Consider the following 17,622-nt stretch of genomic DNA (forward strand, 5'->3'; position numbering starts at 1 on the left):
ACGCGTTATGACGCTCGACGAGATTCTCCTGGAAGCCGAGGAAAAAATGACCAAGACCGAGCAGTTCGTGCTGCGCGAGTTCGCCGGCGTGCGCACCGGCAAGGCGTCACCGGCTCTGGTGGAAAACATCATGGTCGAGGCCTACGGCGGCCAGATGCGGATCCGCGAGCTGGCGGGCATCACCACGCCGGAACCGCGCGTGTTGGTGATCCAGCCCTGGGACGCCTCGCTGGTTCATGCGATTGAAAAGGCGATCCAAAAGGCCAACCTGGGGATCACGCCCTCCATTCAGGGTAAGACCGTGCGGTTGTTCTTCCCCGAGCTGAGCCAGGAACGACGGCAGGAGTTTGTGCGCATCGTGCGCAAAATGGCCGAGGACGCCCGCGTGGCCATCCGGCACGTGCGGCGGGATGCATTGGAAGAACTCCGCAAGCACAAACATGACAGCGGCATCACCGAGGACGAGGAAAAACAGGCCGAGAAGGAGCTGCAAAAGTTGACCGACGAGTTCATCGCCCGGATCGACAAACACCTCGAACACAAAGAAAAGGAGATCATGACGGTCTGACCCGGGGGCCGGGCCGTCCGGGCCGCCCCCCTTTCCCTCCTCATGCGCGTTCTGTTTTTCGCCCATTTGAAAGACGTCACCGGCTGCGCCGAGATCGAGCTGGACTGTACCGGGGTGGATGCCGAAGGGCTTTGGACCGTGCTGCTTCAGCGCTTTCCCGGACTGGCCCCGTACCGGCCCACCGTGCGCCTGGCTCGCAATGCGCGTTACGTGACGGCCGACACCCGCTTCGAGTCCGGGGACGAAGTGGCCCTCATCCCGCCCGTCTCCGGCGGTTGACCAAGGCCCGATGGAAATCCACGTGTTGCTGACCGCCGACCGACTGGAAGACCAGCCCGTTCCGGACTTCTGCAACCCGGGCACCGGTGCCTGGGTCGAGTTCCGCGGCCTGGTGCGCGATCTCGAACAGGACCGGCCCATCGCCGCCCTGGAATACGAGGCCTACGAACCAATGGCCTGCAGTGAGATCCGCCGCATCCTTTCCGAGCTGCAGGCCGGTTATCCCTGTCAGGCGGTTCAGGTGCTGCACCGGGTCGGCCTCATACCCGTGGGTGAAGCCGCCATCATCGTCCGCATTGCCGCGGCGCACCGGCGGGAGGCTTTTGCGCTGTTGGCGGCTTTCATGGACCGGCTGAAGGAAGACGTCCCCATCTGGAAACGCCGGGGTTGGACGGCCGATGAATTGCAGGCCGCGGGCCGGCCACCCGGGACCGGTCTCTCCGGCGGCACATCCGGTCCTTGACGAGCCGGATGCTTTGCCGCCCATTGTCCCCTGTCATGCGCGTCATGGCCCTCGACTACGGGACCCGCCGGGTGGGTTTGGCGGTCAGCGACGAGCTGGGAATGCTGGCCCGGCCGTTGGGTTTTTTGCCCGCACAACCGGCGGACCGTTTCCTCCAGGAACTTCAGCGTCTCATTCAAGAGCACCGGGTGGAGCAAATTGTGGTCGGTATCCCTCGCAACATGGACGGTTCCTACGGGCCCGCCGCGGAGCAGGTGCGGGCCTGGATGGAACAGCTTCGGCAGGTACTGAGCATTCCCCTGATTCCATGGGACGAACGCCTCACGACGGTACAGGCCCGGCGCCTGTTGCACGAGGCGGGTCGCAACACACGCAAACAACGTCCGCGCATCGACAGCTCCGCGGCCGCCGTGCTCTTGCAAAGCTACCTGGACCGAGCCCCGTGAACGCGTCCCAGCCCACCCCGGCCCGGAACCCCTCGGCCATGGTTCCCCCGGACCATGTCCGCCTGATGATGGTGATCGCATACGACGGCACCCGCTACGAAGGGTGGCAGGTCCAAACCATTGGCACCGGCGTGCAGGAAAAGGTGGAGGCCGCCCTGGCCGCCCTGTTCCCCAGCAAACCCCGCGTCCATAGCTCCAGCCGGACCGACACCGGCGTGCACGCGCTCGGGATGGTGGCGCATTTCGACCTGCCCCGCCGGGAATGCCGCATCCCGCTCCGGCAGCTGCCCCTGGCCATCAACGCGCATCTGCCACCGGATATCCGGGTCTTTTCCGTCCGCCGCGCCCCGCCGGATTTCCACGCCCGATTCAGTGCCCTCGGCAAACAGTACCGTTACCAGCTCTGGAATCATCCCGTCATGAATCCGCTGCTGCGGTGGATGGCCTGGCACGTGCCCCGCCCGCTGAATCTGGCGGCCATGCGCCAGGCCGCGGCCCATTTCCTCGGAACACACGATTTCCGCGCGTTTTCCGCCAATCCCGGTTACCCCCGCGCCTCCACGGTGCGCACGGTTCGCCGTTGCGAATGGCGCCGGAGCGGCCCGTTACTCACGTGCATCATCGAAGCCGACGGGTTCCTCTACAAAATGTGCCGCGGCCTGGTGGGCACGATGGTCCAGGTGGGCCTGGGCAAATACCAGCCGGACGACATCCCGCGCATGTTGGCCTCGGGGGATCGCCGGCTGGCGGGCATGACCGCACCCGCACACGGTCTGATTCTCTGGAAGGTGTTTTACCCGCGCCGGACGCCGCCAACGACTGCGGCCACGACCGGCGCCATCGAACCGCCCGCCGACGAATGAACGTGGTGCTCCTGGAGCCGGAAATCCCTCCCAACACCGGCAACATCGCCCGGCTCTGCGCCGCCACACGCACGCGGCTGCACCTGATCGAGCCGCTCGGATTTCGATGGGACGAACCGACGCTGCGCCGGGCCGGCCTGGATTACTGGGAACACCTGGACTGGCGGCTCTGGCCGGACTGGCCCACATTCCGCGCCGCTCTGCCCCCTGACGCGCGGTTGTGGTTCATTGAAGCAGGCGGGCCCCGCCGATATACCGAGGTCCGCTATGCCCCCGGAGATTATCTGGTCTTCGGTCGTGAAACCGCCGGGCTTCCTCCGCAACTGTTACATGAACACCCGGACCGCTGGTTGCGCCTGCCCATGTTCCATCCCGGTGTCCGGTCGTTGAACCTGGCCAACTGCGTGGCGGTGGTGTTGTACGAGGCCCTGCGCCAACTGGGCTTTCAGGGCGAAGTGGCCCCGCCGGGCGATTGATCTCGTCGCGCCCCGCACTCAAACGTCAATGACCGGTCCGGCCGCTCCGCCGTCCCGGCTCAAGGGCGGGTGGGCCTGTTGCGACCGCCTCCGGGCTGCGCGCCGCCGCAGCGCCACCACCGCCAGTACACATCCCGTCCAACTGGGCAGGTACTCCACCACCGGCACCACCTCCAGGACAAACGTGGGTAACAACAGCGGGTGAAATCCCAGCAGTGCCACCTCCAGCACCGCCACCACCACGTCCAACAGGTCGTCTACCCAGGTCAATCCGAAGGGACCGAGCCCGATCTGCACCGCGTCCGCCACCAACGCAATCAACAGCGCGGCGGCAATCCGCACCGGAGTCAACTCGGGCCCGGCTGCCTTCAGCGGGGGCATTTCGGGAGGTCGTTCCATGGCTGACCCAACACGCTCAGGAACGGGAGGCGCTGCCCGGGTCAGCCCCGGAAAGACCTCCCGGCGCCGTTGCACCCGAAGACCGGGCCGGAGACGGCGGCAATGCACCTTCGGTTGGCCCCTCCTCCGCCCGCGGCCGGTAACCGAAGAGCCGATCCCGCTTGATCACCGCCGCGATCGGCGGCGGTACGTAGGCTTCCCAATCGGGATCGCCGCGCTGGATCATGGCCAGAACCTTCGCACGCCGGATGCGAACGAATTCCTCGTCCGTGGGAGTCAGGCCCACCAAATAACGATTGGTCCTCAGGTGCTCGTAGAGGTGCCGCAGGTGTGCGGCCACCGGAAAATTGTCCACCGAAACCCGGGCGCCCGTGGCCTTGTCGAGCGACGGATACACGTAAAGCCGGCCCCGGTTCTTGAACAGTTGGCCCAGGCCACCGAGCAGGCCGCCCTCGTCCGGGTTGTAAAAACTTTCGTCGAAAATCTCGAACAGCTTGGAGGCGCCCAGCGCCAGCGCAATCGGTTTCGGCGTATAACGGCTCAGGTAGGAGGCAAGCCGGTGAAACCGCCGGAAATTGGAAATGAGAATCGGTTTCCCCAAAACCCGCAGCATGTCCGCCCGCTGGAGGAAATCCCGATGATCCACCGCATCCCCGGTGGTCAAATGGCGCAACGTCATCTCCAGCAGGACCACAGGGGTTTCGCCGTGCAGCTCCGGCTCGCGGACGAATTGTTCATGGGCCCGCTCCAGCACGTCCAGCGCGGCGTTGGTGTAGGGTCTGAAACTGCCGCGTTGTACCAGCACGGGACGTTTGTACAGCACCTCGGCCCATTGAACCGGTTCGCCGCTGGCGGTGAACATCGCAGCCTCGGTCAGGTCCTGCTCCACCAGCTGCAGCGCCATCAACCGATTGTCCACGTGCGCAAAAGCCGGACCGGAAAAATCAATCAAATCCACCTCGATCCGTTCCCACGTCAGATGATCCAGCAGGGACCGGATCAGCTGTTCGGGATGGTCCCGCAGGTAAAACGTTCCATGAATCAGGTTGACCCCCAGGATCCCCAGGGCCTCTTGCTGGCGCACCGGTTCCTTGTCCAGCAGCCGGACGTGAATGATCAGGTCCGAGGGCGGCTGGCGCGGGGCGTGTTGGAACCGGATGCCCATCCAGCCATGCCCTTCCTGTCGGCGGGCGTAACTTCGCGTCGCCACCGTGTCGGCAAAGGCAAAGAAATTCCGTTCGGCACCCTTGATCCGATCCAGCCGCTCCAGGATCAGGGCAAACTCGTGATCGAGCATCGCCTCCAGTCGCTGCCGGCTTACGTAGCGCTGGGTGGGACCGTACACGGCGTCGCTCACCGCCATGTCATAGGCCGAGATGGTCTTGGCCACCGTGCCCGACGCACCGCCGACACGGAAAAACCAGCGCGCCACCTCCTGCCCGGCGCCGATTTCGGCAAACGTGCCGTACCAGCGCGCGTCCAGATTGATCCGCAACGCCTTTTCGTGCGGACTGGGGGATGCCTCGCTTGACCAGTCCATGGATGGTTGTGCCTTGTCCGACCCAGTAAACCTGCGTGCCCCCGTCGCCGCAACGTTCAAGTGTCCATCCAAACAGGCAACAACCCCGGGCCATCAAGCCTTTGCCTGCGATTGGATGGGAAATGACCAACGTCCCCGCACCCCGTTCTTCTAACGGGGACCAAAGGAGGTGCCCGGCCCATCAATCCCACCCCGGAGGAAGACCGCGTCCTCGCGGTCCGCGTCGCGCACGGGCATGGAGCGCTGTGCCCCTCTCGGGGATCGGAGCGGGGATGCACCGCCCTCACCACTGCTCAGTCCCATCATGGTCAGCCGGTTCGATTAGGATCCTTTCCGTATGGGCGCAAAAGAACCAGACGGGTTGTTCCGAAGAAGAAACGACCGGCAGGATACGTCGCCCTGCCGGTCGGTCCCAAAAGCAGCAGCCGGATTGTACGACGGGTCAGCGTCGCCGGAGGAACAGTAGGGGCAATCCGCCCAACAACAACAGCGCGGCCGTGTTGGGCTCGGGGATCATGTAGGCCACCGCGTTCAGTAACAACTGGGGACCGTCGCCGATCAGGTCGAAGATCCCCGCCACTTCTGATGTCACCTGATCCCTCTCACGACTTCCGGTCAGAAACACCAACCTCCGGCCTCCAAGGATTTCATTCCTTGCGCCGCCGTCCGAGGGTGTCAGCGTGGCCCCGGCCGGCCATTCGGCGATGATCATCCGTGTACCACCCACCGGGCCGGCATCAGCCGGCGCAATTCTGGCGAGGATCGTGCCCCCGCCGTCCAGCGGGTCGGGGGAGACTGAAATGCCTCGTTGTACGTTGTTTGTACCGTCAATGATGGCCGTGACGATCGTGGCGTACGGATTGACGGTAATGTTGTTCTGATCAAGCTGGATTCCATTGAAGATCGGGTGCGCAGGTTGCTCCACAAGCAGCCGGATGTCGTTGGTGGTGTCGATAGGAGTAGTGCTGGCAGTGACATAACCCAGGCGATTGTCCCGCAGGACGTATCCACCCAGGATCATCACGGGTTTGGTGATGGCGGTGTTCCATGCATAGGTTTCGTTACTTTGTTGGTAATGAGCGCTGTTGACCGATCGGCTGATAATGATCAGATCAAACGTGTTGAGCTGGTCAATCAGGCTCTGAGGAGGGTTGTCCTGCGTGAGGAACCGGGTGACGCTGTACCCGTTCGCCGTTAAAAGCTGAGTGTAGCCGGCGTCCGGAGCCTGGGTAAAACCACGCGCCGCAGCTGCGGCCGAGGGTTGGTTGTCACCCGGGTGAAAGCTGATCCAAGCGATGTTGCCGCCAGCCAACGCGGTGAACGCTGCCAAGCTCACCGCCCCACAGAGCGCGCTGATACTACGCATAGAGCCTGCTGCGACTCAGAGGTGTGGTTGTTCGGGTTTCAGTTACGTACACCGCGCTTTTACAGGACTGTAACCCACCTGTCAACAAGTTTTTTCAAACCTTGCACTAGCGCGTCCTGATCGTCCCGGCTCGAAATGACCGGCCAGTTGAACCCCGGCCGGGTTGGGTCCTTGCCGACATCCTGCGGTTGTCCGGGTTAAACAACGGCGGCACCACCGGCGCCGAGCCGGCTGACCTTCTCCCCATGGCCGCCTTTCTCGTTGGAAACTAACAGGTTGGCTTGTCCTCGCCCTCCTGGACCGGTCTACCTCTTTGGCAGCAGTGGCGGGGAACATCCCACGCCGACCCGGCAAGCCCATGCCGGCGTACGACATTGGCACGCACATGTTCAGACCGGAGCCCCCAGACCACGCCCGGCTACTTCAGGAGGACTGATTTGGGCTTCCACGCTCCGGCGCCACCAGAACATCCGTTCAAGCCCCACACGATTCGGGTAGGATCGGGGCACCCAGGTCTCGAGGAGTTCGAAATGGGGTCCGAAGCGGCTTTTAACCTCCTCGACGGTGGTGCCAAAGGGCGGCTCCGGACCGTCATCGGGTATGAGATAATGAATGGCCAGGAAGTACCCGCCCGGCTTGAGCCACCGCAGTACGGCGTTCACATAGGCCGAACGGTCGGCCGGCAGAATGGCGCAATACAGCGTGTGCTCGAACAACCAATCGAACTGGCGGGGAGGTTCCAGCCGCAAAAAATCGCCGCATAGCACCTCGCCCGGCAGACCGGCCCCGGCCAGGCGTTGCCGGGCACGGGTCACGGCCGTCGGGGCAAAATCCAGCCCGGTGACATGGAACCCCGCACGGGCCCACGGGATCAGATCGTGGCCGGAGCCGCACCCCGGTACCAGGACGGCCCCCCGTGGCAGGTTCGGATGCGCCTCCAGAAAATCCACCAGGCCCGGCGCCGGCTCACCCTTGTCCCAACCAGTGTCACCGGTCTGGTAACGGTGCTCCCAATAATCCCAACGATCTGGCGTCATCGGTCCCTCGGATCTCATGAGACTTTCAGCATCCCACACCGGAAAGGTCCGGACCTGTTGGTTGGACCGGGACTTGACCGCGGATCACCCCATCCACCAACTCCACCACCGCCGGTGCATGAGCGGCCACACGATCGTCGTGTGTGGCCATGACCAGCGTCAGGCCCCGTTCGGCCCGGATTTCCAACAACAGTCGCAGGATTTCTTCCCCGGTTTGCGAGTCCAGGTTGCCGGTCGGTTCATCAGCCAAAACCAGGGCCGGTTCATTGATCAGGGCCCGGGCAATGGCCACCCGCTGTTGTTCGCCCCCGGACAATTCCGCCGGTTTGTGTTCCATGCGTGCACCCAGCCCCACCCGGGCCAGTAATTCCCGCCCGCGCCGTTCCGCCTCCCGCGGGTCCATGCGGGCCATCCGGGCCGGTAAACACACATTTTCCAGTGCGTCCAGCTCGGGCAGCAGATGATAGGCCTGAAAGACAAAACCCACATGTCGATTCCGAAATCGGGACAACGCTGTTTCCGACAACCCGGCCAGCGGACGACCCTGAAAAAGAATCTCCCCTTCGTCCGGCACGTCCAGGCCCCCCAGCAGGTGCAATAACGTGCTCTTGCCGGCCCCGGAAGCGCCGCGAATGGCCAGAAAAGCCCCCTCCCGGATCACCAGGTTCACCCCGCGCAACACCTCCAAACTTCGACGCCCCATGCGGTACCGCTTGACCAGGCGCCGTGCCTCCAAAATGGGCGGCCGCGCCGGTTCCGAGGAAGCGCCCGGCCCGAGCCCTGTTCCCCGGGTGTTCGGGATGGACGAAATGGATTCACTCATGTCGCAAAGCCTCCACCGGATTCAGTCGGCTGGCATGTCGGGCCGGGAACGCCGCCGCCAGCAGGCAAATCAAAAGCGACCCGCCACAGATGATGGCCACGTCCTGCGGCAACACCAGGGCCGGCAGTTGGTCAAATCCGTAAATCGACGCCGGAAACAGCTCGAACCCGGTCAGGCGCCTCAAAAACGCCAGAAACTCGTTGCGGTGGGCAATGGCGGTCAAACCAAGGGTCATGCCGCCCAGTACACCCCCCACGCTCACGATCAGGCTCTGACCCAGAAACACCCACAGCACCTGCCGGTTGGTGGCCCCCAGGGCCTTGAGCACACCGATCTCTCGCGTCTTCATCACCACGAACGTGATCAGGGTACACGTGATCCCGAACGCCGCCACCACCACGATGAAAAACAGGATGTACAGCATCACGTTCTTTTCCACCAGCACCGCCAACATGAGCGGACTGTCCTCCATCCACGTGGTCACCAACGCCTCCGGCCCCAGCGCCTCGCGCAGCGCCCGAGCCGCGCCCTGGGGCTGAAGGGGATCCCGCAACGCCACCAGCAAACCATGCACGGCATCCTGATCCGCCAGGTCGAACAACTCCTGCGCATCCTCCAAACGGGCCACCACCACGTTGGCATTGAACTCATAGTACCCGGCATCGAAAATGCCGCGCACGGTGAAGTCCTCCGGTAAAATGGCCTCGGCTTGACCCCGTTCATGGCTTTCCTTGAGCCGTCGCAATTCCTGCCAGGAATACACCGTGACGCGATCCCCCACCCGCAGCCCCATGTTCTCCGCGAACACCGTGCCCACCAGCAGATCGCGCGGGCCGAGCTCGAACCGACCTTCGGCCATGCTCCGCGGCAGCGCCGTCACCTGCGCCTCCCGTTCGGGCAGACAACCGCGGATCACCGGGGCATACACCCGGGGCTGCCCGTGCACCGGCTGCGTTTCCACCAGCACCTGGCCCAGTACATACGGCGTGGCCCCCGCCACCACGGGGTGTTTCTCCACCCTGGCCAGCCAGTCCTGCCAGCCGGTCATCACACCGTCCCGAAGCAACACCCGCGCATGCGCATTGAACCCGAACACACGCTCCCGCAGGTCCCGGTCGAACCCGCTCATCACACTGATCACGATGATCAACACCGCCACCCCAAGGGTCACCCCCAGAACGGAAATCAGCGTGATGACCGACACAAAGGAGCGTTTCGGCCGCAGGTACCGCAATGCCAGTAACAGTTCAAAAGGCAAACGCGACATCCGCGGCAGCCTAGGCAACCGCAACACAGCCTGTCAACGAACGCACGGAATCAACAACGCACAGGCCGGATTCGGCCACCCGGACCAACCAAGGGCTCTCGGATAAACCCGCCAGGGCCAAATGATCCGGATTTCGCCGGGCGCCTGCCACGCCAATGACCGCCACTGAGGGTATGGACACGGCGCCCGGTGCCCGTTCACAAACCATGAAGGCGCGGAGGGATTCAACCACAGGAGCACAGTGGACATGGAAGGAATCACCGGCGTGTTGTTCCGGGGAAGGATGAACGGGAGCGGCACCGTCGTCCGTGCCCGCCGCAGCAACGGCTGCCGGCACGCGGTCCGTTGTAAACTGCTGGATCTGGCCAAGCACCTCGCCATTCTGCGAAAGCCCGCCATCCGGCACGAATGTCGTCGTTCCCTGCCTTCAGCACCCCCTCGCGGTGCCAGGATCCCCCCGGGGCATTTAGCCGCCCGTCCGCCAAGCGGGGAAACTCCACGCTACTCCCCCGGCCCAGCCAAAACCTCCGGCGCCGCGCCCGAATCGCGGCCGGGAGTCAGCCCGCACGCGAGGCGCGCCCTCCTGCGCGATGCACAGTATGCTCCTGAGTACCAACCCGGGCCAGCCCGGGAACTTGCCCCGGCCGGGCGCCGCGAAACATTTTCGTTGACAACTCCGGCCCACAGAGGCCAGATACACACAGAACACACCCGGGAGGTTGCATTATGAAACAGCTCACACGACCTGGAAACCCGCCCGAGGAATTCATCCACCAAGTCCCAGTCCACTCAAGCCATGCTTCGCGTCGCAAGCCCTTGCTTTCATGGTTTGCAGCGTTGTTGTTGGCGACCTCCTTCGCAGAACTGTCGGCCCGGGCTTCGTCCTGTGTGCCCGCTCCCTTGGGGCTCGTGGCCTGGTGGCGGGCGGAGGGCGACGTTGCCAATGCCACCGGATTGCATACCGTTAGTGAGGCCCAGAACGTGGCCTACGCACCCGGCAAGGTCGGGCAGGCCTGGCTTTTTACTGCTTCGAACCAGCGGATCGCCCTGAGTGCCCAGCGTCTTCAGGTGGGTCGGGATCCCGGGCTGACCGTGGAGGCGTGGATCCGGCCCACCAGCACGAACACAAACCAGTATCTGATCTATTCCTATGAGCCTTGGGCGAACGCCGGTCCCGGACTGTTTGTAGAACTGCTGTCCGGAGGTGGCGTGCGGGCCAACATCGCCCAGAGAATGCGCATTTCACGGGAGTACTATGTCATCCCCGGGCTCGTGCAAACCGGGCCGGGGTTGGTGGAACCCGACGCGTGGACCCACGTGGCCGTAACATATGACCTGGCCAGTGCCACCGCCCGCATCTACGTGAACGGTTCCCTGCAAGCCGAGGCGCTCGTCCCTCCTGCGGGCATTCCCCGCTGGGACACGCGCTTCATCACCTACCAGCCCTTGAGCCTGAGCGGGGACACCTATCGGGGCCTGGTGGACGAGATCAGTTTCTACAATCGCGCCCTGACCCCTGAGGAAATTCAGGCACTGGTAACCTCCGACTCGGCCGGCAAATGCCTGGCGGAGCCTGCCTGGATCCTCCTGCCCCGAGACACGATCATGCTCGTGACGGGCACGAATGTTTGGGAGGCTCGGGCCATTGGGGCCGAGCCCATCGAGTACCAATGGTTCCGGGACGGACAGCCCCTTGCCGACGCCACCAGCCCTTTACTGACGCTCGGCCCATTCTCCCAGGCCGGCATCTACACCTATCAGGTCGTCGCATCGAATGCCCTCGGCGCACGGACCAGTGCCCCGGTGCGCGTGGACGCGCGCTGGTTGATTGCCCAGGAGGCCATTTACGATCCCCTCACCACTGGATACTTTCCCTGGGCCCTTATCGAGGGGACAAACATCGTAAGTGACAGGGAGGTGGCCCTGTTCCTCTTCAGCGGGTTTCCGAACGGACAGATCTTTTACACCCTGAACGGCACCACACCGGACTTCCGCGGCCTGCCCTATCCCCCGGCCGGGGGGCTCATCGTGCTCAACCGCTCCGCTTGGCTGCGGGCAGCCGTCTGCAGCTCCGACCTCACCATGCGCTGGGAAATGCCGCCCATCCGGATCGTCATTCCCCAACGGCTGAACCTCGAGATCAATAATCCCGGAGGCGGACAGGTCACGGTTGATCCGCCGGGAGTGTCTTTCCTTCGGGGCACCGAGGTCACGGTCCGTGCCGTGCCGGATCCGGGTTGGACCTTCCTGGGCTGGTTGGGGGACGTTACCGGCACCAAACCGGAGCTGCGACTCCTCATGGACCGACCGCGCCGGATTCGGCCCGTATTCGCCACCGGCCTGCGTCTGAGCGTGGTGGGGGAGGGGTCCATTCAGACCGATCCGTCGCTGGACCTCTATCCTTTCGGGCAGCCGGTGCGGCTCACGGCCGTTCCAGCTCCGGGCCAGCGCTTTGCCCTGTGGGGCGGCAATGCCGGCGGAACAATCAATCCCGTGATCATTGTTCCCACCACACCTGAACCGACTGTGACAGCCCTGTTCGCCCCGTTGGAATCCAACCAGGTCACCGTCACGGTGATTCTTGAAGGCCAGGGCCAGGTGATTGCAAACCCGTCCAACAGCATCGTACCAATCAACACGGTTGTGACCCTCCGGGCCGTGCCGGAGCCCGGCTGGACCTTCATCGGCTGGGCCGGAGACGTCACCGGTACGGACCCGGTCATTCAGGTGCCCGCCGAGACCAGCAAGGTGGTGCGGGCCCGTTTCCGCCGGCTGCCCGAGTTGGTGACCGGTCCGGGCTCGCGCGAAGCCGCCGGATTGCGTCTCGAACTGCGCGGCATGCCCGGGCGGTCCGTAACGGTTGAAACTTCCGAAGACCTCCTCCAATGGACGCCCTGGATGGAGGTGACCCCCGCACTGGACCGGGTGACCCTCCTGGATACCAACGCCTTACGGCTTCCTCACCGCTTCTATCGGGCCCGGCTTCAGCCATAGCCGTGGAAGAAGACCGCCTGCGGAATAGCCGGTGGACCGGCAAGAAGTCGGAGAGCCGCGGGCCCGGCAGTGCCTGCGTCTTGTCCGCCTCGTTCACCACTGAAGCACTGAGGACATGAACTGAAGAGATACGGAGGGCAGACAGGCGGAGCGCAGAGGGGCCAAGCCGATGAAATAGAAAGGAAGGCCACCCTCCACGGTGGCCGGTAAAAGAACGAACGGCCGGGATGCGGCCTCCCCGGTAAATGCGGCGGGACACGTAGAGTTCCCGGATGCCCGCGGCTCCACTGGAAAGACGCGAGGGGATTGAACCACGGGTCACAGAGGTGAAACCCGGGGGATTGCTGCTGATGCCCCGGGACAGGGAGGGCGACGGACCCCTGTGTCTGCAGCTTCACAGCTGCCGGCCGGCAGCTTGTGATGAATCGGCTGGCGCCGTGGGGCCGCTGAAGTGCTGCCATTCGCAGGGGGCAGGGCATCCGGCGATGTGCCTAATAGCCCAGGCATACGCACATGGTCGGTTTGAGACATGCGGCTCTAATCAACGCCAGCCTCCGCGTCTTGTGTTCCCTGTGCTTTAATAATTAGCATCTTCCTGGTTGGGCCCGTCGGTGTCGCCGGGGGCTCGCTTTGTACAGCACATTACCTGGTTTCCCTACAATGTCCGAACCGTAACAAGGTCCTGCAGCCACCGTGTTTTGGGTGCCTATTCGCGCCTGGTCGCAATGGAAACCTTCAAGTGCTTGAGGACGGGCTGGTTCGGTAATCTTTGGGCGGCGCGTGGCCGTGCGCCGGTCTCGGGTGCGGTCGATATCTAAAAGTGGGTGGAACGGTCTCTAATGCCTTTCAGCGGTTCGTGGGGTTCCGACCGCCTGCGCGAGGAGGTCATTTGCCACGCGCGAGCCTGGTCATCAAGGCCTTTCGGCGTTTGGAGGGTTCGCATCGTAGAGAAGCCGTGGCGCAGGCAATCATGCCTGCGGCAAAACCCTCATCCCCTCTGGGCGCGACGCAACTTCACGACACAGCCTGATCCCGGCAGACATGATTGTCTGCCCCACGGCTGTCGTCTCCTTTCGGCGCTCGGAGCGCGGGCTCCATTGCTAAGATATCCCGGGATTGGTGCCCAGGGAGTATCTGTCGATATGGCCTTTCGGCAGTGTGTGGGGTTCCGGCAGGACGGTACGTTCTGCCCTGCCGCCGCGTACAGGTCACCAGTGCCTTTCCGCCATGTGCTGCCTTCTGACCGGCGGAAGATCCCGTAGATCGCGCAGGTCGCGATCAAGTCGCCAATGCCTTTCGGCGGTTTGTGGGGTTCCGACAACGGCACGATCCGGGTTACGTCCCGAGCCTACCGCAGCGTCACCAATGCCTTTCGGCGGTTTGTGGGGTTCCGACCTATCCTCAGGCCTCGATGGCTCCGGTCGCCATTGTGTGGTCACCAATGCCTTTCGGCGGTTTGTGGGGTTCCGACCTGCTGGAGCTCACCGGCACCAAGGAGACTGGGTGCCTCGTCACCAATGCCTTTCGGCGGTTTGTGGGGTTCCGACCCTGGGCCCGCCTGGTCAACCAACACGACATCGCGATAATGTCACCAATGCCTTTCGGCGGTTTGTGGGGTTCCGACGGTTGGCATCGCACCAACCTCTAGCGAGAATCGTGCCGTCACCAATGCCTTTCGGCGGTTTGTGGGGTTCCGACGCCTCCCGTGGGATCTGCACGCCGTTCCGCCAAAGCCCCAGTCACCAATGCCTTTCGGCGGTTTGTGGGGTTCCGACCTTGGCCTAGGCCATGACCGGGTTGACCAAGGCCTTGGCGTCACCAATGCCTTTCGGCGGTTTGTGGGGTTCCGACGACCGGTACGGCCCGGGAGCTCCCGCCCTCGGGCCAGGTGTCACCAATGCCTTTCGGCGGTTTGTGGGGTTCCGACCACGGGTGGGTGTTGATTGGTACCCTGACCGGCCGGGTCACCAATGCCTTTCGGCGGTTTGTGGGGTTCCGACTCGTCCAGACCGGATACGAGGTTAAGTAAGTCACTAGTCACCAATGCCTTTCGGCGGTTTGTGGGGTTCCGACCCCCGCCGTAAAGGCGGGGCTTCGGGCGGCGTTTGAACGTCACCAATGCCTTTCGGCGGTTTGTGGGGTTCCGACTCCTATTTCATCGGTCCGGCTCCGTTCGGGTGCCGGTTTGCTGTCACCAATGCCTTTCGGCGGTTTGTGGGGTTCCGACGGATTCGATCCGTCGTCGTAGTGATCACCCGGGCCTCCGAGGTCACCAATGCCTTTCGGCGGTTTGTGGGGTTCCGACGGGGCGTCATGCCCCGGGGAAAACCAAGGGGAGCATATGTCACCAATGCCTTTCGGCGGTTTGTGGGGTTCCGACTCCGAGATGGATACAAAATCGTCGCCCGTGAAGACGACGTCACCAATGCCTTTCGGCGGTTTGTGGGGTTCCGACGCGATTGGTCGATAACGATGCTGGGCGCCCCTGCCGGTCACCAATGCCTTTCGGCGGTTTGTGGGGTTCCGACGCCGACTGCGCGTTGGTGCGCCCACGGAGGCGGGGTTGTCACCAATGCCTTTCGGCGGTTTGTGGGGTTCCGACGATTGCTGGGGTCATGGGACTGTTGTTGTGGAGGCCGGTGTCACCAATGCCTTTCGGCGGTTTGTGGGGTTCCGACGTTTGCCTGATGATGAAGTGCGTTCCTTTTGGTTGCGTCACCAATGCCTTTCGGCGGTTTGTGGGGTTCCGACATTTGGTGGTTGCGGTAGAAAAGTGTGTGCGGTCGTGGTCACCAATGCCTTTCGGCGGTTTGTGGGGTTCCGACTCGCGATTGGTGCCGAAAGGCAGTTGAGAGAGTGCCGTCACCAATGCCTTTCGGCGGTTTGTGGGGTTCCGACCGGTTGATGGAGGATGGAGTATGTTGGGCATTCTTGTCACCAATGCCTTTCGGCGGTTTGTGGGGTTCCGACACGGTACCACGCGGACCCTGTTAAGGTTGGGGCGACGTCACCAATGCCTTTCGGCGGTTTGTGGGGTTCCGACAGGGTCGGACTGCGGGTCAAACTGTCATGGGGACGTCACCAATGCCTTTCGGCGGTTTGTGGGGTTCCGACTTGTGGTGAATGTTGATCTTACCCTTACGGGGTCGTTGTCACCAATGCCTTTCGGCGGTTTGTGGGGTTCCGACGGGGGTGTAATACGAATGTTACCGTGGTTACGAATGTCACCAATGCCTTTCGGCGGTTTGTGGGGTTCCGACTACGGGGTCGTTTACGGCTCAGTTGGATTGGACACAGGTCACCAATGCCTTTCGGCGGTTTGTGGGGTTCCGACTGGGGGGTGTAATACGAATGTTACCGTGGTTACGAATTGTCACCAATGCCTTTCGGCGGTTTGTGGGGTTCCGACTGCGTCCCAAGACAGTTTAACTTGAGACTAAGGCACTAACGTCACCAATGCCTTTCGGCGGTTTGTGGGGTTCCGACCACCCGGTGGGCCACTAAACATCCAAGCCCTCGACACGTCACCAATGCCTTTCGGCGGTTTGTGGGGTTCCGACAAGGAGATCTGCAGGATGTTGTTCGACGGCCCTAAGTCACCAATGCCTTTCGGCGGTTTGTGGGGTTCCGACGCATTCAGACTGCTATTACTTAAGGTGCTATGACAAGTCACCAATGCCTTTCGGCGGTTTGTGGGGTTCCGACAGAAGGCCGGTGGTCGGGGGAGCCCCCCGGAGGGTCGGAGTCACCAATGCCTTTCGGCGGTTTGTGGGGTTCCGACCCGCACCAATGCGGTCCTGGGGCTCTCAGTCGTCCGGTGTCACCAATGCCTTTCGGCGGTTTGTGGGGTTCCGACCATCCTTGCCCCCGCTGAAGGGGGCATCGCCGCCACGAGTCACCAATGCCTTTCGGCGGTTTGTGGGGTTCCGACTCCACAGGAGGGCTGCGGAGCAAATCCTGACCGACTACCGTGTCACCAATGCCTTTCGGCGGTTTGTGGGGTTCCGACCCGTCGTGTCTTATATCCAGCGGCGGCTCCTACGGGCCAGGTCACCAATGCCTTTCGGCGGTTTGTGGGGTTCCGACCCCCGGGCGTTGAGGTCTGGGGTGGATGCATTAACCTGTCACCAATGCCTTTCGGCGGTTTGTGGGGTTCCGACACGTGATTCAGGCTTTGAGGAGGTTCGCATGATTGTCACCAGTCACCAATGCCTTTCGGCGGTTTGTGGGGTTCCGACCCTTTGAGGCCGGCATGACAGACCTGGCCACCAACACCGGTCACCAATGCCTTTCGGCGGTTTGTGGGGTTCCGACTTGAGGTCTGGGGTGGATGCATTAACCTGGGAGAATCGGGCGTCACCAATTCCTTTCGGCGGTTTGTGGGGTTCCGACAGGTCTGGGGTGGATGCATTAACCTGGGAGAATCGGGGTGTCACCAATGCCTTTCGGCGGTTTGTGGGGTTCCGACGCAATGTACTCCGCTGGTGTCATCCGCCCAGCAGCCTCCCGTCACCAATGCCTTTCGGCGGTTTGTGGGGTTCCGACCCCCGGGCGTTGAGGTCTGGGGTGGATGCATTAACCTGTCACCAATGCCTTTCGGCGGTTTGTGGGGTTCCGACCGACCCCGGATATGTGGCGGTACTGGAACAGCAGACCGGCTGGTCACCAATGCCTTTCGGCGGTTTGTGGGGTTCCGACCTGCGCGCCGTGGCGTTGAGGAATTGCGCCCGGAGCTTGGTCACCAATGCCTTTCGGCGGTTTGTGGGGTTCCGACTATGAAGAAGGAGATCTGCAGGATGTTGTTCGACGGGTCACCAATGCCTTTCGGCGGTTTGTGGGGTTCCGACAAGGTGCCAACGGCAGAAGGCCGGTGGTCGGGGGAGCGTCACCAATGCCTTTCGGCGGTTTGTGGGGTTCCGACCGGGATTCCCACGGGTGGGTCCTTATTGGGACCCTGTCACCAATGCCTTTCGGCGGTTTGTGGGGTTCCGACGCTGCTGCCTTGGTCAGATGACCCGGAAGACGACCGGTCACCAATGCCTTTCGGCGGTTTGTGGGGTTCCGACCTGACCAAAGGAGATGAGTGGAACGTGCAACCATT

13 protein-coding genes and 1 CRISPR repeat array are annotated in these 17,622 nt (G+C 62.9%); of the genes, 7 read left to right on the plus strand and 6 right to left on the minus strand.

Annotation, left to right across the window (positions count from 1 at the left end):
- The first annotated feature begins 7 nt into the window (after positions 1-7).
- The 6 genes from frr (at position 8) to G4L39_RS09615 (ending at position 3,095) form a co-directional block, all read left to right on the plus strand.
- A complete protein-coding gene (gene frr / locus G4L39_RS09590; protein WP_165107797.1) occupies positions 8-568 on the plus strand; it encodes a ribosome recycling factor in 561 nt (186 codons plus the stop codon).
- A gap of 42 nt (positions 569-610) precedes the next feature.
- Positions 611-847 (plus strand): MoaD/ThiS family protein, encoded by a 237-nt coding sequence (locus tag G4L39_RS09595; protein WP_165107798.1) that lies wholly within the window; start codon positions 611-613, stop codon positions 845-847.
- A gap of 10 nt (positions 848-857) precedes the next feature.
- Complete coding sequence (locus G4L39_RS09600) at positions 858-1,310, plus strand: molybdopterin synthase catalytic subunit (RefSeq protein WP_165107799.1); 453 nt, start codon at positions 858-860, stop codon at positions 1,308-1,310.
- Positions 1,311-1,345: 35 nt separating this feature from the next.
- Positions 1,346-1,756 (plus strand): Holliday junction resolvase RuvX, encoded by a 411-nt coding sequence (gene ruvX / locus G4L39_RS09605; protein ID WP_165107800.1) that lies wholly within the window; start codon positions 1,346-1,348, stop codon positions 1,754-1,756.
- A gap of 65 nt (positions 1,757-1,821) precedes the next feature.
- Positions 1,822-2,619 (plus strand): tRNA pseudouridine(38-40) synthase TruA, encoded by a 798-nt coding sequence (gene truA, locus G4L39_RS09610; RefSeq protein WP_240893912.1) that lies wholly within the window; start codon positions 1,822-1,824, stop codon positions 2,617-2,619.
- Positions 2,616-3,095, plus strand: coding sequence for a tRNA (cytidine(34)-2'-O)-methyltransferase (locus G4L39_RS09615; RefSeq protein WP_165107801.1), 480 nt, complete (start codon positions 2,616-2,618; stop codon positions 3,093-3,095). The genes truA and G4L39_RS09615 overlap by 4 nt, the downstream gene beginning before the upstream one ends.
- 18 nt (positions 3,096-3,113) lie before the next feature.
- Here G4L39_RS09615 and G4L39_RS09620 read toward each other — a convergent pair whose 3' ends face one another.
- The 6 genes from G4L39_RS09620 to G4L39_RS09645 form a co-directional block, all read right to left on the minus strand.
- Positions 3,114-3,494 carry a hypothetical protein gene (locus G4L39_RS09620; RefSeq protein ID WP_165107802.1) on the minus strand — a complete coding sequence of 127 codons (381 nt, stop codon included), beginning with the start codon at positions 3,492-3,494 and terminating at the stop codon, positions 3,114-3,116.
- 16 nt (positions 3,495-3,510) lie between these two features.
- The gene (locus tag G4L39_RS09625; RefSeq protein ID WP_205880922.1) at positions 3,511-5,034 is read right to left on the minus strand and encodes a TonB-dependent receptor; all 1,524 of its coding nucleotides are present in this window, start codon (positions 5,032-5,034) and stop codon (positions 3,511-3,513) included.
- A 442-nt stretch (positions 5,035-5,476) separates the two neighbouring features.
- A complete protein-coding gene (locus G4L39_RS09630; RefSeq protein ID WP_205880923.1) occupies positions 5,477-6,364 on the minus strand; it encodes a PEP-CTERM sorting domain-containing protein in 888 nt (295 codons plus the stop codon).
- A 425-nt stretch (positions 6,365-6,789) separates the two neighbouring features.
- Positions 6,790-7,437: a methyltransferase domain-containing protein gene (locus G4L39_RS09635; RefSeq protein WP_205880924.1), complete on the minus strand. Its 648-nt coding sequence runs from the start codon at positions 7,435-7,437 to the stop codon at positions 6,790-6,792.
- A 25-nt stretch (positions 7,438-7,462) separates the two neighbouring features.
- Positions 7,463-8,260 carry an ABC transporter ATP-binding protein gene (locus G4L39_RS09640; RefSeq protein WP_165107805.1) on the minus strand — a complete coding sequence of 266 codons (798 nt, stop codon included), beginning with the start codon at positions 8,258-8,260 and terminating at the stop codon, positions 7,463-7,465.
- Complete coding sequence (locus G4L39_RS09645) at positions 8,253-9,527, minus strand: ABC transporter permease (RefSeq protein WP_165107806.1); 1,275 nt, start codon at positions 9,525-9,527, stop codon at positions 8,253-8,255. The genes G4L39_RS09640 and G4L39_RS09645 overlap by 8 nt, the downstream gene beginning before the upstream one ends.
- Positions 9,528-10,253: 726 nt before the next feature.
- On the opposite strand from G4L39_RS09645, the gene G4L39_RS09650 reads away from it, so the two are divergent.
- Positions 10,254-12,521 (plus strand): InlB B-repeat-containing protein, encoded by a 2,268-nt coding sequence (locus G4L39_RS09650; protein ID WP_165107807.1) that lies wholly within the window; start codon positions 10,254-10,256, stop codon positions 12,519-12,521.
- A 1,282-nt stretch (positions 12,522-13,803) separates the two neighbouring features.
- A CRISPR array of direct repeats spans positions 13,804-17,587; the repeat unit is 37 nt; unit sequence GTCACCAATGCCTTTCGGCGGTTTGTGGGGTTCCGAC.
- Positions 17,588-17,622: the final 35 nt, after the last annotated feature.

The sequence above is a fragment of the Limisphaera ngatamarikiensis genome (assembly GCF_011044775.1).
In the GTDB taxonomy this organism is placed as follows: Bacteria; Verrucomicrobiota; Verrucomicrobiia; order Limisphaerales; family Limisphaeraceae; genus Limisphaera; species Limisphaera ngatamarikiensis.